Here is a 23,650-nt window from a genome sequence, read left to right as displayed (position 1 = left end):
CGGAGACGTACGGAGACGCCGATTAGTCGTCTTTCAGCCGTTCGTAGGCCTCGTTGACGCGCGCGAACTCGGCCTCGTCGCCGCCCCGGTCGGGGTGGAGTTCCCGCGCCTTCTCGCGGTACGCCGCCCTCACCGCCTCGGCGCTCGCGCCGGGTTCGACGCCGAGCACGCGGTAGTCCTCGCGGCGCGGCCCGGTCGCCGCTGCGCCGCCCGCGGTCTGACGCTGGCTCGTCCGCCCGGCCCCCGCACGCCCCCGGTTGCGTTCGCGGCTGCGCCCGCTCGCCCGACCCTGCTGCTGGCGGGATTGCTGGCGCTGCTCGCGTTCGTACTGCTCGCGGGAGACGCGGCGCTTGCGGAACGCCGACTCCGCGAGTCGGCCCGACGCGTGCAGGTAGAACACGCCCCCAGCGAGCGCGAACGGCACCGCGACGCCGAGCGCGACCGGGCTGTAGACGACGCCCAGAATCCCGAACACGACGCCGAGGACGCCGAACGTGCCCGCCAGCCCCCAGACGATGCTCGCGTCGGTCCTCACGGTTACGCGCCAGTTCGTCGCGCGCACGTAAAGGCTGTTGGCCCACACTCTTGGGGGTCGGCGTCGAACGCGACGACATGAGCGTCACCGGCCTCTGTCAGATTTGCGAGAGCGAGCAAGCACAGTTCAGTTGCGACCGGTGTGGTGCGCTCGTCTGCCAGGCCCACTACGACCCCTCGACCGGCTACTGCACGGAGTGCGCCGCCGAGGTACGGGGAGGTTCTGGGCCGGGCCCGAGCTAACCCTACCGGTGCTCGTTCAGGCGGTTCTTCAGCCGGCGCGCGGCCTCACTCGCAGCACGCGCCCATTCAGGGGAGTCCTCGCCGGCGAAGATGATGCCACGCGTGGAGTTCACGAGGCCGACGCCCTCGTCGTTCAGCCCGTACTGGACCGCGGCCTCCGCGTCGCCGCCCTGCGCGCCCACGCCCGGCACGAGGAACGGGAGTTCGGGCACGCGGTCGCGCAGTTCTTCTAACTCTTCGGGCGCGGTCGCGCCGACGACGAGCCCGATGTTGTCGTACTCGTCGTTCCAGCCGGCGGCGCGCTCGGCGACGTGCTCGTAGAGCCGGCGGTCGTACGCCGCAAGTTCGAGGTGCTGGAAGTCCATCCCGCCCGGATTCGACGTCCGGCAGAGCACGAACACGCCCGCCTCCTCCTGGGAGAGGAACGGCTGGAGCGCGTCCTCGCCGAGATAGGGGTTGACCGTGATGGCGTCCGCGTACTCCAGCACGTCGGCGTACTGGCGGGCCGTATTCCCGATGTCCGCGCGCTTGGCGTCCAGCAGCACGGGCACGTCCTTCCCGTGGGCGTACGCCACCGTCTCGCGGAGCGCGCGCCAGCCGTCCGCGTCCTCGTAGAACGCCGCGTTCGGCTTGAAGACGGCCGCGTGCTCGTGGGTCGCGTCGATGATGCGGCGGTTGAACGCCCACCGCGGCAAGTCGTGGTCGCGCACCTCCTCGGGGAGTCGGTCGAGGTCCGGGTCGAGGCCGACACTGACCACGGTGTCGGCGTCCTCGATGCGCGCCGCGAGGTCGTCGAAGAAGCTCATACGTCGCCGTCCCGGCAGACCAGCAAAAGCAATTCGCTTTCCGTCGTCCACGCTCGATTACGCGATCACCGGGATGACGCGTCGGCCGCCGCGCCGAGCACGTCCAGCGCGCGCTTGACTTCCGCGCCCGTGGTCACGAACACGAGCAGCCGCGGCGGCTGCCCGCCGACCGGCCGCGCGCGCAGGTCGCCGTCCTCGGCCTTCCGTTCGGCGGCTTCGAGACCGTCGTACAGCTCCACTCGCGCTCGGTCGGGCTGTACGTAGACCCTCGCCAGCCGCTCGCCGTCGCGTTCGACGTCGTAGGCGCGCGCGCCGTCCGTCGTCGGCTCCACGTCCGAGTCCGCGTTCGTCACCGCGAGCGCGTCGTACGGCGCGTTCTCGTGGCCGGTCACTTCACTCGACAACAGTTCCGCCAATCGTTTGCCGTCTGTCTCGGTGTTTTCGACCATCTTAGCCCTCCAGTTCGCTGCGTGCTTTCGCCGCCGCACCGTCCACGTCGACGCCCTGCCGGCGCGCGTACACGACCGCCGCCGCGTCAGCCGTGACCCCGAGCTCCTGCTGGAGCTGGTTCACCGCGGCGACCGTCTCTTGTCGGTCGTGGCCGGCGTCGACCACGGCGTCGAGCGCGCGCTCGAACGCCGACCGCTCCTGGAACAGCGACGCCTCGGGCGTGAAGTCGTCCGGAATCTCCACGCTCTCGGGGTCGAAGTCCGCGACGAGTTCGCCGTCCGCGCGCTCGACGAGGCCCTCGCCGGTCGCGACGTCCAGCAGGCGCTTGGCCTGGTCGGGACTCATCCAGTCGCGGTCCAGCGACAGCGCCACCACGAACGCCTGTTCAGGTATCCTGCGCTTGCCCTTCTGCTTGAACGGCGCGGCGACCGCGACCCGGAGGCTCATGGGAACCGCGACGGCGGCGACGCCGGTAAAACCCGCTATTCCCGTCCAACCGAGCCTTTCAAGTACGTCCTGCGCCACTTCCCGGGTATGCAATACCAAGGCCGCTCCAAGCGCTCGAAGACCGGCGCGCGACTCCGTCCCCAGAGCAAGAAGAAGAAGTCCAAGACGGGCCGCTCGCCCACGGAGACGACCGTCGGCGAACAGCGCTTCCGAACCGTCGACGCACGCGGCGACAACGAGAAGGTCCGCGCGCTCTCCACGAACGTCGCCAACGTCGCCACCGACGACGGCGCCGTCCGCGCCACCATCGAGGACGTCGTCGAAAACGGCGCGAACCCGAACTACGCCCGCCGGAGCATCATCACGAAGGGCGCCATCATCGAGACGGACGCCGGCCGCGCCCGCGTCACTTCGCGCCCCGGCCAGGACGGCCAGGTCAACGCGGTCCTCGTCGAGTAACGCCCGACTTCTCTCTCCGTCTTCTCGCGCTCGTCAGCGCCTGCTGAACGCGACCGTTCCGGCGGCCGCTGTGTGCCGTCGTTCCGGTTCAGCCGAACTTATCCTCGCTCGCGCCGTACCACGACCACACTCGAATGTCTGCCGCACGCTCTCCGTCGCCATGAACGACGCTCGCTACCTGCACGCGGGGCTTTTCGTCCTGCTCGCGGTGCTGTGGGGGTTCTCGTTCGTCGCCATCAAGACCGGGCTGAGCGCGCTCCCGCCGGTGTTCTTCGCCGCGCTCCGGTTCGACGTCGCCGTTCCCCTCCTCCTGGTGTTCGTCGCGTGGCGCTACGGCACGTGGGTCCCGCAGAGTCGTGCCGACTACGCCGGCATCACCGTCGGCGCGGTCGCGCTTATTGCGGGGAACAACGGTTTCCTCTTCCTCGGCCAGCAGGCGATAACGCCGGCTGCCGCCTCCGTGATGTACGGCCTGAACCCGATTCTCGCGCCCGCGTTCGCGTTCGTCCTCCTCGACCAACGCCTCGACGCGGTCAGCCTCGTCGGCATCGCAGTCGGCTTGGTCGGCGTCGCCATCATCGTCCAGCCATCACCGGAGACGCTGACGTCCGGGTCGACCATCGGCCAGCTATCCGTGCTCGCCGCGGCGGCGGCGGTCGCGCTCGGGAGCGTGCTTCTGCGGCGCGTGGACGCCACCCTCGACAGCATCCCGCTGACTGCGTGGGCGATGGCACTCGGCGCTGCGCTCCTCCACGTGGTGAGCGTCGGCATCGGCGAGTCGGCGGCCGACGCCGTCGTCACGACGCCAATCCTCTACGCGGTGCTGGTGCTCGGCGTGCTCTCGACGGCCGTCGCCTACCCCATCTTCTTCATCCTCATCCGGAGAATCGGCCCGGTCCGGACGAACCTCGTCGCGTACGCCGTCCCCATCTTCGCCGCCATCACGGCGTGGATTCTGTTCGGGGAAGGAGTCACCCCCTCGACTGCCGTCGGCTTCCTCGTCGTCGTCACCGGCGTCGCGGTGCTCGAACGACAGGTCGTCAGGGAAGAACTCGGTCGCGTCTACCAGCGAATCAGCCACGTAGCGTAGCGCCGAGCCGGGACGGCGCGGTAGCTGTACGAGTCGAGCATACGCGCGGCGAAGCCGCGCGTTTCACCGGCAAGCAGAGCTTGCCGAGCCCTCACTCACTCCGTTCGTGAGGACACCGCGAGCGAACGAAGTGAGCGAGCGGTCGCGGCGGCCAACTACCGCGGCGCGGAGCGCCGCGACTGGCGGCCGCCGCGATTTTTAGCGTAGCTTTTTATCGAGCGGTGGCCGCAGGCCACCGCTCGCAATAAAAAGGCCCTATTGGAATCCGATATGACCGCCGCTCTCGCGGCGGGTTTCGGGGTTCTGACTGCCTTTGAACTGTTCTTCGACGCGGTCGTAGTAGTCCATGAGGTCTTCCGTGACGGTGGGGCGGACGTCCTCCATGCCGCGGCGGAAGTGCCGCATCTCGACTTCTTCGGCGTCCTCGTCCTCGCGGAGCGCCTCGATGGCGGCTTCGCGGGTGATGTTCGCGAGGTCGCTGCCGACGTAGCCGTCAGTGACTTCCGCGAGTTCGCGGAGGCTGACGTCGGGCGCGAGCGGGATATCCTGCGTGTGAATCTTCAGAATCTGCTCGCGGCCTTCGACGTTCGGTTGGCCGACTTGGACGAGGCGGTCGAAGCGCCCCGAGCGGATGAGCGCGGGGTCGATGATGTCGGGGCGGTTGGTCGCGGCGATGACCATCACTTCCTCCATCTCTTCGAGGCCGTCCAGCTCCGTCAGCAGTTGGTTGACGACGCGCTCGGAGACGTTGTTCCCGACTTCCTGCCCGCGGCCTGGCGCGAGGCTGTCGAGCTCGTCGAAGAAGATGACCGTGGGGGAGACCTGGCGGGCCTTCCGGAACGTCTGCCGGATGGCTTTCTCGGACTCGCCGACCCACTTCGAGAGCAGTTGCGGGCCGCGGACGCTGATGAAGTTGGCATTAGTCTCGTTGGCGACGGCTTTCGCCATCAGCGTCTTCCCGGTGCCCGGCGGGCCGTACAGCAGCACGCCGGCGGGCGGGTCGATGCCCATGCGGGTGAACTTCTCGGGTTGGTTGAGCGGCCACTCGACGGCTTCCTTGATGTCCTCCTTGGCGTCCTTGAGGCCGCCGACGTCGTCCCACGAGAGCTTCGGGAGTTCGACGAGGACCTCCCGCATCGCGGAGGGTTCGACCTCGTTGAGCGCGCCCTTGAAGTCGTCGCGCTTGACGATCATGCGGTCGATGAGGCTCGGCGGGATGTCCTCCTCGTCGAGGTCGATTTCGGGGAGGTAGCGCCGGAGTGCGCGCATCGCGGCTTCCTTGGTGAGGCTCTCGATGTCGGCGCCGACGAAGCCGTGCGTGTCGTCGGCGAACGACGAGAGATTCACGTCGTCGCTGAGGGGCATGCCGCGGGTGTGAATCTTCAGAATCTCCTCGCGGCCGACCTCGTCGGGGACGCCGATTTCGATTTCGCGGTCGAAGCGGCCCGGGCGGCGGAGCGCGGGGTCGACGGCGTCGACGCGGTTGGTCGCGGCGATGACGATGACTTGGCCGCGGCCTTCGAGACCGTCCATCATCGTCAGCAGTTGGGCGACGACGCGGCGCTCGACTTCGCCCGTGACGTCCTCGCGCTTGGGCGCGATGGAGTCGAGTTCGTCGATGAAGATGATCGAGGGCGAGTCCTCCTTGGCGTCCTCGAAGATTTCCCGGAGCTGTTGTTCGCTTTCCCCGTAGTACTTGGAGATGATCTCCGGGCCGGCGATGGAGAAGAAACTCGCCGACGTCTCGTTGGCGACGGCCTTCGCGAGCAGCGTCTTCCCGGTGCCCGGCGGCCCGTGCAGCAACACCCCCTGGGGCGGCTCGATGCCGAGCTTCTGGAAGATCTGGGGGTGTTTCATCGGGAGTTCGACCATCTCCCGGACGCGCTGAATCTCGCTTTCGAGGCCGCCGATGTCCTCGTAGGTGATGCCGCCGCCCGTGCGCTCGAAGCCGCTGATGGGCTCCTCGCGGAGTTCGACGTCCGTGTCCTCCGTGATGAGGCAGACGCCCTCCGGCTCGGTTTCGACGGCGATGAGCGGGATGGCCTGCCCCGGCGAGCGCATGAACGGGTGGTTCGTGCTCGACATCACCGGCACGATGTCCCGTGAGACGACGGGGCGCTTGAGAATCTGGCGTTTCACCATGCCGGCGGCGTCGCTGCCGAACTGGACGCTGGCGTCCTCCGGCGGTGCGAGCACGAGCCGGTCGGCCTTCTGGGCGTCGGCTTTGCGGATTTTGACGCGTTCGCCGATGCCGACGTCGGCGTTCTGCCGGGTGAACCCGTCGATGCGGATGGTGTCGGTGTTCCAGTCCTGCCGGTCGGCGCGCCAGACCTTCGCGGCGGTCGTCTCGGCACCCTCGATCTCGATGATGTCTCCCGGACTGAGCTTCAGGTGCAGGAGCGTGTCGGGGTCGAGGCGAGCGATACCCCTGCCCGAGTCGTTCGGGTAGGCTTTCGCCACCTCAAGTTGGACTTCGTTCATGATTGGAGGCTACGGCGGATGTGTGCGAATCCGGCGTCGTAACGGAAGTACTTTCCGCCACACCCCACCGTGGCTGTCAACTACTAACACGCGAGGGCAGAAAGGCGTGCTGTCTCCTGCCCGTTCTGCCGCGACCCCGTCACTCGAATACGCCACTCCGCGTGCCCCTGGTCACTCCTCGCGGTGCGCCTCCAGCGCTTCGTCGAGTGTGAGTTCGCCGCGCGCGACCTTCCGCGCGAGTTCCTCCGTGATGGTCCGGTTCTGCTCGCTTTCCTCCCGCGACCGGCTCTTGATGACCTGAATTTCGCCCTCCGTGGGCTCGATGGTCCGGCCCTCGATTTCCTCGCCCGCCATCAGCGCGATGTTCGCCGCCGCGAGCACGTCGCCCATGCCGCGTGCGCCCGGCCCGAGGAACGGCGTCGTTCCCGTCTCGTCGACGAGTTCCACGCGCACCTCGTCGAGGCCGTCGATGATGCGCGCACCCTCCAACCGCGCGCCGTCCCCCACGCGCACCACGGCGTCGTCCTCCTCGGCGACCTCCTCGCTCACCACTTCGGCCGCCCGCTCGATTGGCACTTGAAATGCGGAAACGACCATCCCGCCGCGCAACACCGCGATACCGGGGCGCGTCCCCGGGTCGACGCCGACGACGGTCCGGCCCTCGCCGCCCCGCAGGTAGACGAGCGCCTCCTCGATGGTCTGTCGCGCGCGCTCGGCGTCCGCGACTACGACCGGAGCCGCCGCCTCGATATCCTCGCCGGCCGTGATGACGACGGCCGTCGTCTCGGGCAGCGGCTCGCCGGGCTCGACCGTCGTGAACGCCACGTCGCGGTCCCGCAGCTCCTCGACGACCTCGTGGTACACTTCGAAGTCCGTCGTCGCGACGACTATCACGACCGCACGTGCGGCCGCCGACAGCAAAACGCTTGCCCGCGCCGTGTCCTCGCACAGCCGACACACCGGGGGTCTTTTGCCCGGGAGCGACCAACTGAGCGGTAGTGAGCGACGACACCCACATCTCGACGGGCTGTGCCGGCCTCGACGACCTGCTCGGCGGGGGCGTCGAACGCGGCACCGTCACGCAGGTCTACGGGCCCCCGGGCGCGGGCAAGACGAACGTCGCGCTCTCGACCGCCGTCGAGGTCGCTGCCGACGGCGGCACGGCGGTCTACATCGACACCGAGGGGCTCTCCGTCGAGCGCTTCGACCAACTGCTGACCGCGCGCGCCGACGACCCCGAGGACGCTTCCAGTCGCATTATTCTCTCCGACGCCCACGACTTCGAGGAGCAGGCCGAAGCCGTCCGGGACGCCGCGGACTTCGCGGAGCGCGCGGACCTCATCATTCTCGACTCCGCGACGGGCTTCTACCGCCTCGAACGCGACGCCGACGACGGCGGCGACGCGCTCCGCCGGGTCGCCGACCAGATTACGCACCTGCTCTCGCTGGCGCGCAAACACGACCTCGCGGTCGTCGTCACGAACCAGGTGTTCACGGACGTCGACAGCGACAGCGACCGCGTCCGCCCGCTCGGCGGCCACACGCTCAACCACTGGACGGGCGTCGTGATGCGCGTCGACCGGTTCCGCGGCGGCAACCGCCGCGCCACTCTCGAAAAACACCGCTCGAAGCCCGAGGGCGAGCATACGCGCTTCAAAATCACCGACACCGGCATCGAGGGCGTCGAACAGCGATAAGAACAGCGCGGGCGGGCGCGGCGACGCTCGCCCGAAGGTGCCTCACTCGTCGTCTTCTTCGTTCTCGTCTTCGTCCTCGCGGTCGCCGTCCGGACCGCGGCCCCGGCCCGGGTTCGACTCGTCGTTCCCGCGTCCGCGGCCGGGATTGTCGTCACCGCCCGACTGCCGGTCGGCAGGGTCGAAGACGTACATGCAGTCGTTGGGGTACGAGCGGCTGAACTGGTCGGCGTCCTCGCAGCAGAGCACGCGCCCGTCGTCCATCACCCAAACGTTGTCGACGTTCAGCAGCGAGTCGTCCGCGACGTCGCTGGCGTCCGTGGCGTCCGGCCCCACGAGCACCGGCTCCAGCGTCGAGATGTTGTAGTCGGACTCCAGCTCGGCGCGGTAGACCATTCCGCCGTCCACGCGCTGGGTCCGAACCTTGCCCTCGTCGTCGACGAACCCGTCGTTGACCTCCGAGAGCCCGACGTAGACGTAGTCACCGGGGGTCGCGTCGTCGACGCTGTCGATGCCCTCGGCCTTCCGGAACTCGATGGTCGCGCCGAGTTCCTTGGCGGCCGCCCGCGTTTCGAGGAACGGCACCCGCCGCAGGTCCTCGTCGACCTCGCTCGGGCCGCGGGCCTCGTACTGTCGGGCCCACTCCAGAATCTCCTCGTCGGTGATGTAGTCGCGGTTGCCGTTCTCGACGACCGCGCGGTCGGCCTCTTCGAGCGCCGCCCCGAAGTCCTCCCGCCAGTCTGTCTCGGCGTGGGTTTCGAGGTAGTCGACCTGCGTCACGTACTCGTAGTCGGCAATCCACGACTCGACCTCGCGGTTGGTCGCGTGCCCGAGTTCCAGCCACTCGATGTCCAGCGACACCTCCGCAGGCGGTTTGTCCCGTGCGGCCGCCTTGTTCGTGACCAGCGGCGCGTACAGCGTCCCCGCGACGTCCATCGGGTCGCGGTAGCTCGGAATCGGGCGGTCCGCGACGAACTTGTAGATGCCCTTGTTCGACCCGTCCGAGGTGAGGTACGCCGTCCGCTGGTCGCGCTGGATGTCGGGAGCCTCCCACGCGGCCCGCCCCATCACGTAGTACTTCACCGGTTCGACGTCGGCGGGGTCGTCGGCGTCCGGATTCCGGAAGTCCACGATGTAGCCGTAGTCGTAGCGGTTCGGGTAGCGCCCGCCAATCGGGGCGGGTCCGTTCCCGTCGGCGGTCTGGTCGCGGCGCTCGGCACCGAGGTAGTACGCCAGCAGTTCGGTGCCGGCGAGCCCGAACGTCCCCTGCGGGTACCAGCCGGTGTCGTAGTACTCGCCGACCAGCCCCGAAATCCCGGTGGGGTTCGGGCGATTCCAGAACGCCGCGCCGCCGCGCCGGCCCACGCCCCCATTCTCGACCATGTCGCTGACCGTCGCGGACAGCGACACGCGCGGATGGGCGTACTCTTCCTCCGCCGAGAGCGGCGTCCCCCACGGACTCAGGTCGCCGTAGCAGTTGATTTTCGTGCCCCCGACCGCCCGGTAGTTGTCCGTGTTTGCGAGGTTCGTGCTGGCGTCGAGGTCCGCCGCGAGGCTCCCGTCGTCGGCGACGTCGAGCGGAATCCGCGTGAGCGTGCCCGGCGTCTGCTCGAAGTTCGTGAACAGGTAGCCGTCGTACTCGCCGTCCGGCGTCGCGACGAACTGGTTCATGTCGGGGTCGTTCCCGAACTGGGAGTACTGCGACCCCGAGAGTTCGTCGACGGGCGTCCCATCGGGCGTCTTCGGGACGCCGAGCCGTTCATCGCCGCCGGCTATGGGCTGTTTCTCCCGCGCTAGCAGCCGATACTCCCCGCCCGCCGTCCGCACGCGCCCCTGCTCGTCGGCGGTCGTCGGCGTCGACAGCTCGGTGAACTCCTCGTTGTCCGCACCGTCCTCGAACTGGAAGCCCCTGACGTAGCCGATGCCGCCGTCCTGGAACCGCTCGTCGTTCACCACGGCCGGTGTCTCCGCCGCCTCGTCGGGGTCGAGCGGGTGCTGCAGGCTGAAGATGAGCGTCCCGTTCCCGACGACGAACGGCCCCGTCACTTCCGCGCCGAACGCCGTCGTCGCGAACCGCTTGAGGTCGCCGTCCACCATCGGCGCGCCCGCCGTGTTCCCGTCGTCCGCCGTTGCTGTCCCCACGATGCTCGCGCCCAGCGCCGCCGCCACTGACGACTTCAGTAACGTTCGTCGATTGATGTCTACCATGCGGCGTCGAGTGAGTCGGTAAACGACTGAAAAAGCGCTTATAATTTCGATATATACGGGTCATAAACGAAGAACGGGTACGTAGCAGTACGAACCCGGACGAACCTCCTTGGACCCCACTTCCTCTCCGTGACGACCCGACCACCGCGGCCTACTGCGCCACGTCGCGCTCGGACACGCCGTGCCGGATTTCCGCTGCCCGCGACTGGACTGCCGAGAGGTACTGCTCGACTTGTCCCGGCTTCCGCCCGCAGAACGACGCGACCCAGTTGACGTTCATCCCGGACTGCGCGACCAGGTACGCCGCGAGCGTGTCCGTGCCGCCCTGCACCACCGCGGGCGGCACGCCGCGCTCGCCGGTGCCGTCCTCGACGAACCCGTTCACGTCGAAGTAGACGTCGGCGTACAACTCCGCGGCAGCGGCGTCCTCGAATTCGACGGTCGCGTGGTCGGGCGCGTCGAAACGATACTGTACCCCGTCGCCGTTCGTTTCCAGAATTCGAACGCCCAACACGTACTCCTCGTGCACGTCGCCGGCGCGCCCCGCGCCTGACTCGGACTGTGGCATGGTGTCTCGAATCGAGGGTCGGGGCACGCCGAGTAAAATTGTTCTAATAGGTCTACATAGCACTCCGGTCGGCTACGCGACGTCCAACGAGAAGCGAGAACGGGAGCGAGAGCGGCGTGTCGGCCGTAGTCTACAGTTGGTTGAGTTTGCGGAGGAGCTGGCCCTTGTACTCCTCGTCGCGCTCGACGCCCTTGTGTTCGAGGACGTTGCGCTCGAGGAGGTCGAGCGCCATGTAGAAGGCGTTGTCCGCGCCGTAACCCTCGCCGGTGCCCGCCATCTGCCCCTTGTTGGTTCGGAGGCGGAGCTGGCACATGATGAGCGGGGTGCCGCGGAGCTTCTCCTTGTGCTTGTGGAGGCGCACGTGCGCGTGGTGGACGTTCATGTCGCTGTACTTGTTCGCGACCTCCTCGATGCGCTCCTGAATCTCCTGGCGGGAGAGCGCGTCCAGCAGTTCGATGTTCGTAATCTGGACGTCCATGCGGTCCTCCTCGGTGTAGGAGAGCGCGCGTAGCACGTCCGTCTTGGTGAGCACGCCGCCGACGACGCGGTCGTCGTCGGCGGGCGTGACGACGAGGCCGGAGTAGTCGTTGTCGAGCATCGTCTCGACCGCGTCCTGGACGGAGTCCTCGACGGAGACCGTCTCGACGGGGCTGGACATCACGTCGTAGACCGGGAGGTCGAGCATGCGTTCGACTTCGCCGCTGCGGTCGCCGCGCGTGGTCTTGGAGATGTCCCGGACCACGAAGTCGACGACGTCGTGGACGGTGACGACGCCGGTGAGGAAGCCGTCCTCGTCGGCGACCGGCAGCCGCGAGATGCCGTGCTCGCGGAGGCGGTTGATGACGGTGCCCATGTTGTCGTCCTCCTCGATGGTGACGACGTTCTCGCTGAAGATTTGGCCGACCGTGAGCGCGTCGAGGCTGTCGAGAACGGCTTCGAGGATGGCGTCCTCAGTGACGATGCCCCAGAGGTCGCCGGCCTCGAAGACGGGTGCGATTTTCGTGCCACCCTCGACGAGCATGCGCGCGGTGTCGCGGATGTCCTCGGTTCGGTCGATTTTCGGCGCGGGCATCGTGAGCCCGGCGATGCGCGTGTCGTCTTCGATGTGCGAACCGAGTAGCTTGCGCTCCGTGAGCACGCCCTCGTACTGGCCGGCTTCGGTGACGATGATGCCTTTCGGGTTCTCCCCCTCGAAGATAGAGCGAGCCTTCCCCAACCGTTGTTCGGCTTCGACTTCGATGTAGTCGTTCGTAGCGATGTCAGAGATATCCATGGGCGTTCGAGTGGAACGTCGCGGACCAGCGCCTTCAACTTTGTTGCGGCTTCCAGAACCCCGGACTCCCTCCCAGAGTTTTGCCACTGGAGCACATACTGTGACCCGTGTTACTTGTGAGCATTCCGGACATCGGTGCCGTCTTCGGCACGTACACGTACCTCGCGTCGGAGGTCGCGTTCGGCGTGCTTGCGTTCGTTTTCCTCTACCGCGCGGACGCGCTCCGCCGCGCCGGCGTCACCGTCGCCGCGCTCTACCCAATCGCCTACATTTGGGACTGGTACACCCTCACCATCGGCGTGTTCGCCATCCAACTCCGCACCGGCGTGGACGTCCTCGGCATCCCCGTCGAGGAGCACATCTTCATGGTCGTCGTGCCCGCGCTCGTCGTCGCGTTCCACGAGACCATCCACGAGCAGGACTAAAGGCCGTGGCCGTGGTACGCGAGCACATGGGAGACCGCGCGTGCTGGCTGGAGTTCTGTCCGCACTGCGACGCGCAGGTGACCGTCGTCGACGAGGAGTGCCCGGACTGCGGGGCAGCACTGGACTGATTGGGCTCGTCAATCGGTGCCGGCTTCGAGAATCGTACGGAACCGCGCGTCGTCGAACGGCGTGTTGCTGTCCCGCGGGATGCGAACGCAGACGTCGCGGTCCCAGGGGTCGACGCGGCGCAGCTCGCGGACGATGCGGCACGGCACCGAGTACGAGCCCGCGGCGCTCTGCACTGTGACTGTCACGTTCGCGTCCGCGGGCGGTGCGTCGAGGTCGACGCTCCGGGATTCGTAGACCGCGCCGTACGCCGCCGCGTCTACCGCGGGCAGCCGCTCGACATCGAACGAGCTCGTCGTGTCCGTGCCGTGCTGGTGGCTGACTTTCAGGACGGTCCCGGCCGCCTCGATGCCCATACCAGTAGACCGCCCGCGAGCACGATAAACAGTCGGAAAGCGAGCGTCGCGCGGTCGAGTACTCAGTCGACGGCGAGCACGCGCACGTCGAAAACCAGCGTCTTCCCCGCGAGTTCGTGGTTGAAGTCCACCGCGACGTGCTCGTCGGTGACGACGGTCACGTCCCCGTGGAGGCCGTTCTCCGCTTCGACGTGGAGCCCGACCGCCGGCGATTGCCCGACCATCCCCTCGAACGTCCCGGGGTCGTACTCGCGCACGCGCTCCGGGTCGTGCTCGCCGTACGCCGCCTCCGGCGGGACCGTCACTTCGGCTTCCTCGTTGGCGCTCATCCCGACGACCGCGTCGTCGATTCCCTCGATGACGTCTCCGCGGCCGACGGTGAACGACAGCGGCTCGAACTCCCCGCGTTCCTTGCCCTGTGCCTCCAGTAATCCGTGTTCGGCGGCGACCTCGGGGTCCGAGGTCGCGAACACGCTCCCGTTCTCGAAGCGGCCGACGTACGCGAGGCGCACGCGGTCGCCGGGTTCGATAGGTTCTGTCATCGTGTGGGCTACTGCCGGAGGTCGTACAGCCGGCGGAACGCGGTCGGCGGGAACCGCAGTTCCACGCGGCTCGGCGGTCGTCCCTTTCCCGCGCGCTGTTCGGCTTGCACGCGCTCAACGACGCCGCTCTCGGCCAGCTCGTAGAGGTAACGCTTGACCGTCCCCGCCGAGAGGTCGACGGCGGCGCTGATTGCGTCCGTCGTCGCGGTCACGGAGTCGCGGTCGTCGGCGTCGAGGTCGACCAGCTCCCGGAGCACGAGCTGCTTGTTCTCGGGGAGCGCGAGCACGCGCCCCAGCGAGGCCGACGGCTCGGGCACCTCCGCTATCGCCGCGTCGACGTCCGCGGGCGTGAGCCGGTCGTGGTCGGCGCGGTTCGCGCGGTCGGTTGCGACGAACAGCGCAGCGAGCGCGTCGTGGGCGTTCCCGTCGGCCCAGTCCGCGATGCGGCGCGCGAGTTCGTGCGTGAGCGCCTGCTGGGCGAGCCCCTCCGACGCGCGCGTCATCAACACGTCCACGAGCACTTGGCGTCGATAGGGCTCAACCCGAATCGTCGTCGCGGTGTACTCCGCGAGCGCCGTCTCAGCCGGGGGTTTGCGGCCGATTGCGAGCCAACTCGCGTTGCTCGGCAGCCCCGCGAACAGCTCGACGAGGCGGTCGGCGTCGGTGCTGTCCGGCGCGCCGACGTGGTCGACACCGACGACGACGCCGCCCCGCGACTGTCCGACGCGCTCGTGGAGGCGGTCGCGTATCTCCTCGGTGCCGATGCCGTGCTCGGGGACGCGCTCGTCGACGAGCGCGTCCAGCACGTGGTGGTAGAACGCGAACTCGCTGTTCGTCTCGCGGGCGTCGACGTAGACGAACCCCGGCGTGGTTGGCGACCCCGCGCGCGTGCTCGTGTAGATAACGGACTGCGTCTGCGTGGACAGTCGTTCGAGGTGGCCGAACAGCGCGGTGACGACCGCGGTCTTTCCCGATCCGCACGGGCCGTGGACGTACGCGTTCGGCGGCAGGCGGCTGTCGAACACTGGGTCGAGGTGGTCCAGCAGCCGTTCGAGCACGGGACCGCGATCCGACGGCTCGTCGAGGTGCGTGACCGGTGCCAGCGCCTCGTAGTCCTGCACGAGGCGGGGGCCTTCGTCCCGGCGTTGTCGCCGCTTTATTCGCGCGTCGATGTCCATGGCGTAGGGAAGTGTTCGTTATCCACAGGACCAACCACGCAGTAAAAAGGACCGGGGTTGGTGCGGTTTAGAGGCCGAGGTACCCCGCGTTCGGGACGACGCCCAGCAGGTAGAGGATGCCGAGGACTAACATCACGACGGCGATGGCTATCGCGGCGGGGTCGACGTGAGTGCCGCGCGGGCGAGTAGAACACGCGCTCGTCGACCGCTCCCGCGAGCCTGCTACCCGCGCCGAACGCGCCGCCCGCCAGCGCGGTGATCAGGAGGACGGCGAACGGCTCGACTTCCATGCCGACGACCGGCAGTTGGAGAATCCCGTACACGAGTTAGTCCTCCTGGGCCCAGTCCAGCGAGCGGTCGACGGCGTCGTCCCACCGGCCGTACATCTTGTCGGCTTTCGCTTCCTCCATCTCGGGCTCGAACTGCCGGTCGACCTGCCAGTTCGAGCGCAGTTCGTCGACGTCGTCCCAGTAGCCGACCGCGAGGCCGGCGGCGTACGCCGACCCGAGCGCGGTGGTCTCGTCGACCTCCGGCCGGACGATGTTGGTCTGGATGATGTCCGACTGGAGCTGGCAGAGGAAGTTGTTCTTCACCGCGCCGCCGTCCACGCGCAGCGACGTGGTCTCGACGCCGGAGTCGGCCTCCATCGCCTCTGCGATGTCGCGGGTCTGGTAGGCGATGGACTCGAGGGTCGCGCGAACGATGTGTCTCTTCTCCGTGCCGCGGGTCATCCCGACGATGGTCCCGCGAGCACGCCCGTCCCAGTGGGGCGCGCCGAGGCCCGTGAACGCCGGGACCATGTAGACGCCGTCGGTCGACTCGGCGGAGCGCGCGAGCTCCGCGGTCTGGGCGGCGTTGTTGATGAGGTCCACGTCTTCGAGCCACTCGATGGCGGCCCCCGTGACGAAGATGGAGCCCTCCAGCGCGTACTGGACGGGTTCGCCAGAGCGCTGGAAGCCGATGGTGGTGAGGAGGCCGTGGTCGGACTCGACGGCCTCGTTGCCGGTGTTCATGAGGTAGAACGAGCCGGTGCCGTAGGTGTTCTTGGCGTCACCCTCGTCGAAGCACGTCTGTCCGAACAGCGCGGCCTGCTGGTCGCCGAGCGCGCCCGCGACGGGAACCTCGGCCCCGAGGAAGCCGTCCGGGTCGGTGTGCCCGTAGAGGTCCTCGTCGGAGGACGGCCGGACCTCGGGCAGCATTTCGGCGGGGACGTCGAACTCGTCGAGCAGGTCGTCGTCCCACTCCAGGTCCCGGATGTTGTACAGCATCGTCCGGGAGGCGTTCGAGACGTCCGTGATGTGGTTCCCGGTCAGATTGTAGATGAGCCACGCGTCGATAGTGCCCATCAGGAGTTCGCCCTCGCGAGCGCGGTCGCGGAGGTTCTGGGTGCGGGAGGTCTGGAGCTTCAGCGGTTCGGCGTTGTCCAGAATCCACTCGGTTTTCGTCGCGGAGAAGTACGCGTCGGCTTCGAGGCCGGTCTTCGCCCGGATTTCCTCGACGGTGCCGTTCGCTTCGAGCTCCTCGACGCGGTCGGTCGTGCGGCGGTCCTGCCAGACGAGCGCGTTGTGGATGGGTTTGCCGCTGGCGGCGTCCCACACGACGGTGGTCTCGCGCTGGTTCGTGATGCCGAGCCCCTCCAACTGCGAGGCGTCGAGGCCGGCGGCGTCGAGGCCTTCGGTTACGACCGCCTTCGTGTTCTCCCAGATTTCGACGGGGTCGTGTTCGACCCAGCCGGGTTCGGGGTAGTGCTGTTCGTGTTGTTCGTAGGCGTTCGCGACGACCTGCCCGCTGTGGTCGAAGACCATGAAGCGGGTCCCGGTCGTCCCCTGGTCTATCGAGCCGACGTACGTGTCTGGCATGGGTTGGTGTGCTCCGTGTGGCAGCCGATTAGTTTACCGACTTCGCCGCTCTGACAGTAAATAAGAACGGACTATAATAAATGTTGCTGTAGGTCTCGGAGTCGGGATAAAGATGCTTCGCGCGGCCGCGAGCGGCGTCTCCCCGACTCGTCCTCGGTTCCGGGTTCGGCAGTATTCGGGAATCTGCGCCCGTGGATGCGCGTTCACCCACCGCGAACCGACCCGAACGCACTCAAATTTACTGTGGAGTCGGATTCCACGATAAAATAAAGTGTGTGGGTGTCGAACCCGAGCACAGATGGCATCGGTACCACACATCGCCGTCGTCGGCGGCGGGTCGACGGGCACCGGCATCGCTCGCGACCTGGCGATGCGGGGCCTCGACGTGACGCTCGTCGAACAGGGCAACCTCACGCACGGCACGACCGGCCGGATGCACGGCCTCCTCCACAGCGGCGGCCGGTACGCCGTCGCCGACCAGGCGAGCGCGCGGGAGTGCATCGCGGAGAACCGCGTGCTCCGGGACATCGCGAGCCACTGCGTCGAGGAGACCGGCGGCCTCTTCGTCAAGCGCCCCGAGGACTCCGAGGACTACTTCCAGGAGAAACTCCGCGGCTGCGAGGCCTGCGACATCCCCGCGGACGTCATCTCCGGCGAGGAGGCTCGCGAGATGGAGCCCCACCTGGCGAAGGACGTCGAGAAGGCGATTGTCGTGCCGGACGGCGCGGTCGACCCGTTCCGGCTAGTGGTGGCGAACGCCGCCAGCGCGCAGGAACACGGCGCGCGCGTCGAGACGCACTCCACGGTCACCGACTTGCTCGTCGAGGACGACGAGGTCGTCGGCCTCGAAGTCGAACACGCCTCCGGCCCCGGCAAGCACGTCCACGGCCGGGAGGGCGGTACCGAGGAGATCCTCGCTGACCACGTGGTCAACGCGACGGGCGCGTGGGCGAGCCGCATCGGCGACATGGCGGGCGTGGATATCGCGGTCCGGCCCTCGAAGGGCGTGATGACCGTCACGAACGTCCGGCAGATCGACACCGTCGTCAACCGCTGCCGGCCGAAGGGCGACGCCGACATCGTCGTCCCGCACGAGACGACGGCCATCCTCGGCACGACCGACGTGGAGGTCGACGACCCCGAGGACTACCCCGAGGAGCAGTGGGAAGTCGACGAGCTGATCGATACGCTCGCCGAGCTCGTGCCGATGCTCGACGAAGCGCGGACGATTCGCTCGTTCTGGGGCGTGCGCCCGCTCTACGAGCCGCCGGACGTGGCCAGTGACGATCCGACGGACATCACGCGGGACTTCTTCCTGCTGGACCACGCCGACCGCGACGACCTCCCCGGGATGACGACGGTCGTCGGCGGGAAGTTCACGACCTACCGCATGATGGCGGAGTCGGTCGCCGACCACGTCTGCGAGCGGTTCGGCGTCGACGCCGAATGCCGGACTGCGGACGTCCCCCTCCCAGGCAGCGAGGAGTTCTCCGTGCTCCGCGACTACATGGACGAGTTCGGCCTGCGCTCGCCAATCGGCCGGCGCAGCGTCGAACGCCTCGGGTCGCGCGCAGACGACGTGCTCGCCACCGAGGAGCCGAACCCGGTCGTCTGCGAGTGCGAGGGCGTCACGCGCGCCGAACTCCAGGACGCCATCGGGCAATCAGGGTCGGACCTCAACGCCGTCCGCATCCGCACGCGGGCGTCGATGGGGAACTGCCAGGGCGGCTTCTGCGCGCACCGCATGGCCAGCGAACTCCACGGCGACGGCGGCTACGACGAAGCGACGGCTAGACGAGCGTGGGACGACCTCCTACAGGAGCGCTGGAAGGGCCAGCGCCACGCACTCTGGGGCGAGCAGCTCTCGCAGGCGATGCTGAACTACGCGCTGCACGCGACCACGCAGAACCGCGATAACGACCCCGCGGACGGCGACGACGTGGACTTCGCCGCCTTCGACGGCGGCTCCGAGGCGGCCCGAACGGACGGAGGCAACCGTGGCGATTGAGTCCGACGTCCTCGTCGTCGGCGGGGGGCTCGCGGGCCTGACGAGCGCGCTCGCCGCGGCACGAGCGGGCGCTGACACCCGGCTGGTCTCCTACAAGCAGAGCACGCTCCGGCACGCCTCGGGGCTCGTGGACGTGCTCGGCTACACGCCCGACGGAGACGGCCCGCTCGTCGACCCCTTCGACGCGATACCGGACCTCCCAGAATCACACCCGTACCAGACTGTCGGCGTGGAGACGGTCCGCGAAGCGCTGGCGCTGTTCGACGACGCTGCGCCCCACTACCGGGGCGACCACACGGACGCGAACGCGCTGCTGCCGACTCACGGCGGCACCGTCAAGCCGACCGCGCGCTACCCCGCGGGCGCGAGCGCCGGCGTCGCCAGCGACGACCGCGACACCCTCCTCGTCGGCTTCGAGGCGATGGTCGACTTCGACGCGCCGCAGGCGGCTGCGCACCTCGACGCCGCCGGCGTGCCGTTCGACGTGCGCGGCGCGACGATTCGGTTCCCGGGCGACCTCCGCGCGGACGCGAAACTCACCCGGTACGCGAAACTCCTCGACACGAACGGCACGGTGACCGTCGACGGCCACGACCGGCAAGTCAGGGAAGCGCTCGCGGACCGCGTGAAGACCGAACTCGACGGCGAGGAGCGCGTCGGCTTCCCGGCGATTCTCGGCGACGACGACGCGGCGGCCGTCCGCGACGCGCTCGCCGACGAACTCGGCGTGGCCGTCTTCGAGGTGCCGATGGGGCCGCCCTCGCTGCCGGGGCTCCGACTGGAGGACGCGCTGTTCGACGCCCTCGACGAAGCGGGCGTCAGCATCGAGACGGGGAACCCGGTCGTCGACTACGACGGCGGCGACCGAATCGAGCAGGTGTACGTCGAGAAGAACGGCGCGCGCATCCCGAACGCCGCCGACCAGTACGTGCTCGCGACCGGCGGCCTCGTCGGGAAAGGCGTCGAGTCCGACCGCGAGGGCGTCTCCGAGCCGATTTTTGAGTGCCACGTTGCCCATGCCGCCGACCGCTACGACTGGTTCGCGGACGACGTGTTCGGCGACCACCAGTTCGCGCAATTCGGCGTCGCGGCCGACGACAGCCTGCGGCCCGAGGCCGCAGACGGGAGCACCGAGTTCGAGAACCTGCGAGCCGCCGGGAGCGTGCTCGGCGGCTACGACTTCGCCGCCGAGAAGTCCGGCGGCGGCGTCTCGATTGCGACGGGCTACGCGGCCGGCCGGCGCGCCGCGGAGGAGACACGATGAGTGACAGCCAATCCACCGACTTCGACCCAGTGGCACCGAACACCGGCGAGGAGTTCGAGCCCGTCGACGTCTTCGACGACAGCGACGACTTCGACCTGCGCCCGGGCGCGGACTCCTGTTACAAGTGCTCGACCTGCGACACCAACTGTCCGGTCGCGGAGGTCGACGACGACTTCCCCGGCCCGAAGTTCCAGGGGCCCGAGCAGTGGCGACTCAAACGCCGGGACGACGACCCAATCGACGATTCGGTGATGGACTGCTCGAACTGCATGCGCTGCGACAACGCGTGTCCGTCTGGCGTGGGGCTCTCCCAGATGCACAACACCGCGCGCGGCGAGTACGTCAGCGAGGAGATGAGCACACTCTCCGTGGAGTACGTCCGGAACCGCTTGCTTGCGAACTACCGGAAGTCCGCGTGGCTCGCGAGCAAAGTACCGCGGCTCGCGAACGCCGCGGCGAACTTCGGGCCGGCGCGCTGGCTCGGCGAGAAACTGCTCGGCGTCACCGGCGAGCGCGAGTTCCCCGACTTCGCGACGGAGACGTTCACGGAGTGGTGGGCCGCGCAGGGCGGGGCTGCCGGCTCGAAAGAACGCGCCCGCGAGGCCCGCGAGCGCCGCGGCGAACCGTTCGACGCCGACAAGCAGGTCGCGTACTTCCACGGCTGCTACGCCGAGTACAACACCCCCGAGGTGGCGAAGGCGCTCGTGCGCGTCTACGAGCACTTCGGCTACGAAATCGTCGTCCCGGAGCAGGGCTGCTCGGGCACGCCAATGTTCGCCAACGGCATGCTCGAGGACGCGCGCCGCGACGCCGAAGTCAACGTCTCCTCGTTCGCCGACCTCGTCGACGAGGGCTACGACGCCATCGCCTCCTGTACGTCGTGTTCGATGGCGATTCGTCAGGAGTACCCCGAGCTGTTCGACATCGACGGCATCGACGACGTCGCCGCGAACACCTTCGAGTCCGTGGAGTACCTCCGCATCCACGAGGACCTCGACGGCGAACTCGCCGACGCCGACGTCGGCGACGACCTCGCCGCGGAGTTCGCGTACCACGCGCCCTGCCACGCCCGCAATCAGGGTCTGGACCGGCAGGCGGTCGAACTGTTCGGCGACTTGGACGGCGTGGGCGTCGAGGACGTCGGCGACTCCTGCTCGGGCATCTCCGGGACGTACGGCTGGAAGGCCGAGAAGTACGAGACCTCCATGAAAATCGGCGACGAGATGTTCGACCACATGGAAGCCGCCGACGGCGAGACCGGGATGACGGAGTGCCCGACCTGCGCGATGCAGATGGAGCACGGCACGGGCTACGACGTCCGCCACCCGCTGGAACTGCTCGAAGCGGCGGTGGTGGAATGACGTCCGCCGATTCACAGCCAGCGAACAGGTCCGCGCGGAGGGGGTGAACGATGCTCCCACCGGACCTGTTTTACTGCTTGGTAAACAAGGGGAGGCATGAACGCCAACGACGGCCAGCAGCTACCAGATGGTCCCGTTCCCGGCGAACGAGTCCGACACGGGACGGGCGTAAACTCGAATCGCGCGTTCCCGACGAGCCACCACCCCGAGCACCTCGACCCGTTCGTCCTCTTCGAGCGGTTCTACATCGACCCCGACCAGGGGTTCCCGATGCACCCCCACCGCGGCTTCGAAATCGTCTCCTACATGGTGGACGGCGGGATGGACCACGAGGACTCGCTGGGCGTCAGCAACGTCGCCGAGGAGGGCGACGCGATGCGCATCACGACCGGGAGCGGCATCCGCCACTCCGAGTTCCCCGCCGGCGGCCGCGGCTGCAACGGGCTCCAGCTCTGGGTGAACCTCCCGCGCGCGAAGAAGGACGCAGACCCCGACTACGTCGACGCCACGCAGGCCGACCTGCCCACCGAGGAGCACGAGGGTGCGACGGTGACGACGGTCGTCGGCGACGGGTCGCCGCTCTCTCTCCACACGCCGATGGAGTATCTGGATGTCCGCGTGTCGGACGCGTGGGAGTGGACGATTCCCGAGGGCTGGACGGGCTTCGTCTACGGCGTCTCCGGCACGGGGACCGTGGATGGGAGCGAGTTCGGCGAGGGCGACGTCTTCACGGTCACGGACGAGACCGCGGTCGAACTCCGCGACGAGTCCGACCTCCGCGTGGTCGCCGTCGCCGGCCAACCACACGACGAGCCGATTCAGCAGCGCGGCCCGTTTGTGCTCTGAACGGCGGTAGCGTCGTCGCTGTGGGTCGCGTTCGGTGACTCGGCAGCCCTTGCCGGATTTTACTGGATGGTAAACTACTTCCTCTGAGAGCACGCATGCACGCCCATGGTAGACGTAGCAGTCGTCGGCGGCGGTCCCGCCGGCCTGTCCGCAGCACAGTTCGCCGCGAAGAACGACCTCGACACCGTCGTCTTCGACACCGACGAGACGTGGATGCACAAGGCCCACCTCTTCAACTACCCGGGCGTCCGCTCCATCGACGGGATGACCTTCGTCGAAATCGCGCAGAAGCAGGCGAAGGCCCGCGGGGCCGACCTCCACGAGGACGAGGAAGTCACCGCCGTCGAGCAATCCGGCGATGGTTTCGTCCTCACGACGGTGGACGGCGAGTACGAGGCCGACTACGTCGTGCTCGCGACCGGTGGCAACCGCGACCTCGCGGAAGACCTCGGCTGCGAGTTCACCGACGAGGAGGTCGTCGACGTGAACGTCGACATGCGGACGTCCGTCGACGGCGTCTACGCGACCGGCGCGATGGGCCGCGACACGAAGTGGCAGGCCGCCATCGCCGTCGGTGACGGCGCGGCCGCCGTCCTCGACATCCTCTCGAAGGAGAAGGGCGAGTACTACCACGACTTCGACATGCCGTCGGACGTCCCCGAACTGTAACGCGCCCCGATTCTCACCCGATATTTTTCGTGCGAGTGCCCAGCGACGGGTGTCCCACTCGTGGACGCGGCGCTCGATAGAGAAGCAGCGGCCGTCGGCGGATTAGTCGCCGCGTTCGAGCGAGTCCAGCACGAACTCGTCGATGGCCGCGCGCGCCTCCTCGGGCGCGTCGTCGTGCCCGAGGGAGATGCGGCGCTCGCGGGCCGCGTGAATGACGTCCGTGACGAGTTGGCCCATCCGTTCGGCGTTCACCTCGCGGAAGACCCCCTGCTCGATGCCGTCCTCGATGACGGCCACGACGCTGCCGCGCAGCCGCGCGTAGTGCTCCTCGAAGAGTTCGCGGTGCTCGTCGTCGTTCTGCGCGTGCGCGTACAGTTCGTGGTACACTTTCATGCGGTCCCAGTGCGTGAACTCCTCGAACTCCGGCCCGAACAGACACTGGTCGATGCGCGCGTCCAACTCCGACCGCGGGTCCATGTCCTCGGCGACCTCGACGCTGCCCTCGTACTGGTCGATGATGTACGCCAGGAACGACGACAGCAGGTCGTACTTCCCGTCGAAGTGGTAGTGGATGACCTGCCGCGACAGCTCCATCTCCTCGCCGATGTCCCGCACCCGGAGGTCCTTGTACCCGTGCTCGCTGAGTGCCCGGAACGTCGCCTCCATGATCTCCTCGCGGGTGTCGTTTGCCTCGACGATTCCGTCTGCGTCGCTCATTACCATTCTCTTGGGGCGGTAGACTCATATCCGTTTCCTCGTCGGC

Annotated in this window: 25 protein-coding genes; 11 read left to right on the top strand and 14 right to left on the bottom strand. The window is 68.1% G+C overall.

Annotated features, from left to right (window positions below):
• Positions 1-22: 22 nt before the first annotated feature.
• Positions 23-535 carry a J domain-containing protein gene (locus tag LT974_RS11760; RefSeq protein WP_232587839.1) on the bottom strand — a complete coding sequence of 171 codons (513 nt, stop codon included), beginning with the start codon at positions 533-535 and terminating at the stop codon, positions 23-25.
• Between the two features lie 77 nt (positions 536-612).
• Here LT974_RS11760 and LT974_RS11755 point away from each other — a divergent pair, with 77 nt between their 5' ends.
• Positions 613-777 (top strand): hypothetical protein, encoded by a 165-nt coding sequence (locus tag LT974_RS11755; protein ID WP_232587838.1) that lies wholly within the window; start codon positions 613-615, stop codon positions 775-777.
• Positions 778-779: 2 nt separating this feature from the next.
• On the opposite strand, the gene pyrF is transcribed toward LT974_RS11755, so the two are convergent.
• The 3 genes from pyrF to LT974_RS11740 all read right to left on the bottom strand — a co-directional run bounded on the left by pyrF (position 780) and on the right by LT974_RS11740 (position 2,480).
• A complete protein-coding gene (gene pyrF, locus LT974_RS11750) occupies positions 780-1,583 on the bottom strand; it encodes an orotidine-5'-phosphate decarboxylase (protein ID WP_232587837.1) in 804 nt (267 codons plus the stop codon).
• Between the two features lie 65 nt (positions 1,584-1,648).
• Positions 1,649-2,032 carry a hypothetical protein gene (locus LT974_RS11745; RefSeq protein ID WP_232587836.1) on the bottom strand — a complete coding sequence of 128 codons (384 nt, stop codon included), beginning with the start codon at positions 2,030-2,032 and terminating at the stop codon, positions 1,649-1,651.
• Position 2,033: 1 nt separating this feature from the next.
• The gene (locus tag LT974_RS11740; RefSeq protein WP_232587835.1) at positions 2,034-2,480 is read right to left on the bottom strand and encodes a DUF2240 family protein; all 447 of its coding nucleotides are present in this window, start codon (positions 2,478-2,480) and stop codon (positions 2,034-2,036) included.
• A gap of 87 nt (positions 2,481-2,567) precedes the next feature.
• Here LT974_RS11740 and LT974_RS11735 point away from each other — a divergent pair, with 87 nt between their 5' ends.
• Both LT974_RS11735 and LT974_RS11730 read left to right on the top strand, forming a co-directional pair.
• Positions 2,568-2,939, top strand: coding sequence for a 30S ribosomal protein S8e (locus LT974_RS11735; protein ID WP_232587834.1), 372 nt, complete (start codon positions 2,568-2,570; stop codon positions 2,937-2,939).
• 160 nt (positions 2,940-3,099) lie between these two features.
• A complete protein-coding gene (locus tag LT974_RS11730) occupies positions 3,100-4,029 on the top strand; it encodes a DMT family transporter (RefSeq protein ID WP_232587833.1) in 930 nt (309 codons plus the stop codon).
• A 255-nt stretch (positions 4,030-4,284) separates the two neighbouring features.
• Here the strand turns inward: LT974_RS11730 and LT974_RS11725 are convergent, their stop codons facing one another.
• Together LT974_RS11725 and LT974_RS11720 are read right to left on the bottom strand one after the other, a co-directional pair.
• Complete coding sequence (locus LT974_RS11725; protein WP_232587832.1) at positions 4,285-6,510, bottom strand: CDC48 family AAA ATPase; 2,226 nt, start codon at positions 6,508-6,510, stop codon at positions 4,285-4,287.
• Between the two features lie 171 nt (positions 6,511-6,681).
• Complete coding sequence (locus tag LT974_RS11720) at positions 6,682-7,404, bottom strand: hypothetical protein (RefSeq protein ID WP_232587831.1); 723 nt, start codon at positions 7,402-7,404, stop codon at positions 6,682-6,684.
• A 104-nt stretch (positions 7,405-7,508) separates the two neighbouring features.
• Between LT974_RS11720 and radB the strand changes: the two genes are divergently transcribed.
• A complete protein-coding gene (radB, locus tag LT974_RS11715) occupies positions 7,509-8,207 on the top strand; it encodes a DNA repair and recombination protein RadB (RefSeq protein ID WP_232587830.1) in 699 nt (232 codons plus the stop codon).
• A 42-nt stretch (positions 8,208-8,249) separates the two neighbouring features.
• Here the strand turns inward: radB and LT974_RS11710 are convergent, their stop codons facing one another.
• The 3 genes from LT974_RS11710 to LT974_RS11700 all read right to left on the bottom strand — a co-directional run bounded on the left by LT974_RS11710 (position 8,250) and on the right by LT974_RS11700 (position 12,253).
• Positions 8,250-10,412 carry an alkaline phosphatase PhoX gene (locus LT974_RS11710; RefSeq protein ID WP_232587829.1) on the bottom strand — a complete coding sequence of 721 codons (2,163 nt, stop codon included), beginning with the start codon at positions 10,410-10,412 and terminating at the stop codon, positions 8,250-8,252.
• Positions 10,413-10,563: 151 nt separating this feature from the next.
• Entirely contained in the window at positions 10,564-10,980 is a 417-nt protein-coding gene (locus LT974_RS11705; protein ID WP_232587828.1) for a hypothetical protein, read from the bottom strand.
• Positions 10,981-11,110: 130 nt separating this feature from the next.
• Positions 11,111-12,253, bottom strand: coding sequence for a CBS domain-containing protein (locus LT974_RS11700; protein WP_232587827.1), 1,143 nt, complete (start codon positions 12,251-12,253; stop codon positions 11,111-11,113).
• Positions 12,254-12,360: 107 nt separating this feature from the next.
• On the opposite strand from LT974_RS11700, the gene LT974_RS11695 reads away from it, so the two are divergent.
• Both LT974_RS11695 and LT974_RS17835 read left to right on the top strand, forming a co-directional pair.
• Positions 12,361-12,678, top strand: a complete 318-nt coding sequence (locus LT974_RS11695) for a lycopene cyclase domain-containing protein (protein WP_408611685.1) — start codon at positions 12,361-12,363, stop codon at positions 12,676-12,678.
• Between the two features lie 26 nt (positions 12,679-12,704).
• On the top strand, positions 12,705-12,806 hold the full coding sequence (locus LT974_RS17835) for a zinc-ribbon domain-containing protein (RefSeq protein WP_330166348.1): 102 nt from the start codon (positions 12,705-12,707) through the stop codon (positions 12,804-12,806).
• A 9-nt stretch (positions 12,807-12,815) separates the two neighbouring features.
• On the opposite strand, the gene LT974_RS11690 is transcribed toward LT974_RS17835, so the two are convergent.
• The 4 genes from LT974_RS11690 to glpK all read right to left on the bottom strand — a co-directional run bounded on the left by LT974_RS11690 (position 12,816) and on the right by glpK (position 16,739).
• A complete protein-coding gene (locus tag LT974_RS11690; RefSeq protein ID WP_232587826.1) occupies positions 12,816-13,160 on the bottom strand; it encodes a hypothetical protein in 345 nt (114 codons plus the stop codon).
• A 62-nt stretch (positions 13,161-13,222) separates the two neighbouring features.
• On the bottom strand, positions 13,223-13,702 hold the full coding sequence (locus tag LT974_RS11685) for an FKBP-type peptidyl-prolyl cis-trans isomerase (RefSeq protein WP_232587825.1): 480 nt from the start codon (positions 13,700-13,702) through the stop codon (positions 13,223-13,225).
• Positions 13,703-13,710: 8 nt separating this feature from the next.
• A complete protein-coding gene (locus LT974_RS11680) occupies positions 13,711-14,880 on the bottom strand; it encodes a Cdc6/Cdc18 family protein (protein ID WP_232587824.1) in 1,170 nt (389 codons plus the stop codon).
• A 326-nt stretch (positions 14,881-15,206) separates the two neighbouring features.
• The gene (gene glpK, locus LT974_RS11675; RefSeq protein ID WP_232587823.1) at positions 15,207-16,739 is read right to left on the bottom strand and encodes a glycerol kinase GlpK; all 1,533 of its coding nucleotides are present in this window, start codon (positions 16,737-16,739) and stop codon (positions 15,207-15,209) included.
• 298 nt (positions 16,740-17,037) lie between these two features.
• Here glpK and glpA point away from each other — a divergent pair, with 298 nt between their 5' ends.
• From glpA to LT974_RS11650, 5 genes are all read left to right on the top strand, one after another.
• On the top strand, positions 17,038-18,747 hold the full coding sequence (gene glpA / locus LT974_RS11670; RefSeq protein WP_232587822.1) for an anaerobic glycerol-3-phosphate dehydrogenase subunit GlpA: 1,710 nt from the start codon (positions 17,038-17,040) through the stop codon (positions 18,745-18,747).
• The gene (glpB, locus tag LT974_RS11665) at positions 18,737-20,011 is read left to right on the top strand and encodes a glycerol-3-phosphate dehydrogenase subunit GlpB (RefSeq protein ID WP_232587821.1); all 1,275 of its coding nucleotides are present in this window, start codon (positions 18,737-18,739) and stop codon (positions 20,009-20,011) included. Before glpA ends, glpB begins: the two co-directional genes overlap by 11 nt.
• Positions 20,008-21,372, top strand: coding sequence for an anaerobic glycerol-3-phosphate dehydrogenase subunit C (locus LT974_RS11660; protein ID WP_232587820.1), 1,365 nt, complete (start codon positions 20,008-20,010; stop codon positions 21,370-21,372). Before glpB ends, LT974_RS11660 begins: the two co-directional genes overlap by 4 nt.
• A gap of 96 nt (positions 21,373-21,468) precedes the next feature.
• Positions 21,469-22,218: a pirin family protein gene (locus LT974_RS11655; protein WP_232587819.1), complete on the top strand. Its 750-nt coding sequence runs from the start codon at positions 21,469-21,471 to the stop codon at positions 22,216-22,218.
• 105 nt (positions 22,219-22,323) lie between these two features.
• On the top strand, positions 22,324-22,887 hold the full coding sequence (locus LT974_RS11650) for an NAD(P)/FAD-dependent oxidoreductase (RefSeq protein WP_232587818.1): 564 nt from the start codon (positions 22,324-22,326) through the stop codon (positions 22,885-22,887).
• Positions 22,888-22,989: 102 nt separating this feature from the next.
• On the opposite strand, the gene LT974_RS11645 is transcribed toward LT974_RS11650, so the two are convergent.
• On the bottom strand, positions 22,990-23,604 hold the full coding sequence (locus LT974_RS11645; RefSeq protein ID WP_232587817.1) for a TetR/AcrR family transcriptional regulator: 615 nt from the start codon (positions 23,602-23,604) through the stop codon (positions 22,990-22,992).
• Positions 23,605-23,650 lie beyond the last annotated feature (46 nt).

The organism is Halobacterium noricense (genome assembly GCF_021233435.1).
In the GTDB taxonomy this organism is placed as follows: Archaea; Halobacteriota; Halobacteria; order Halobacteriales; family Halobacteriaceae; genus Halobacterium; species Halobacterium noricense.
The sequence above is the reverse complement of the archived record's forward strand: the minus strand, read 5'-3'. Positions and strand labels throughout refer to the sequence as shown.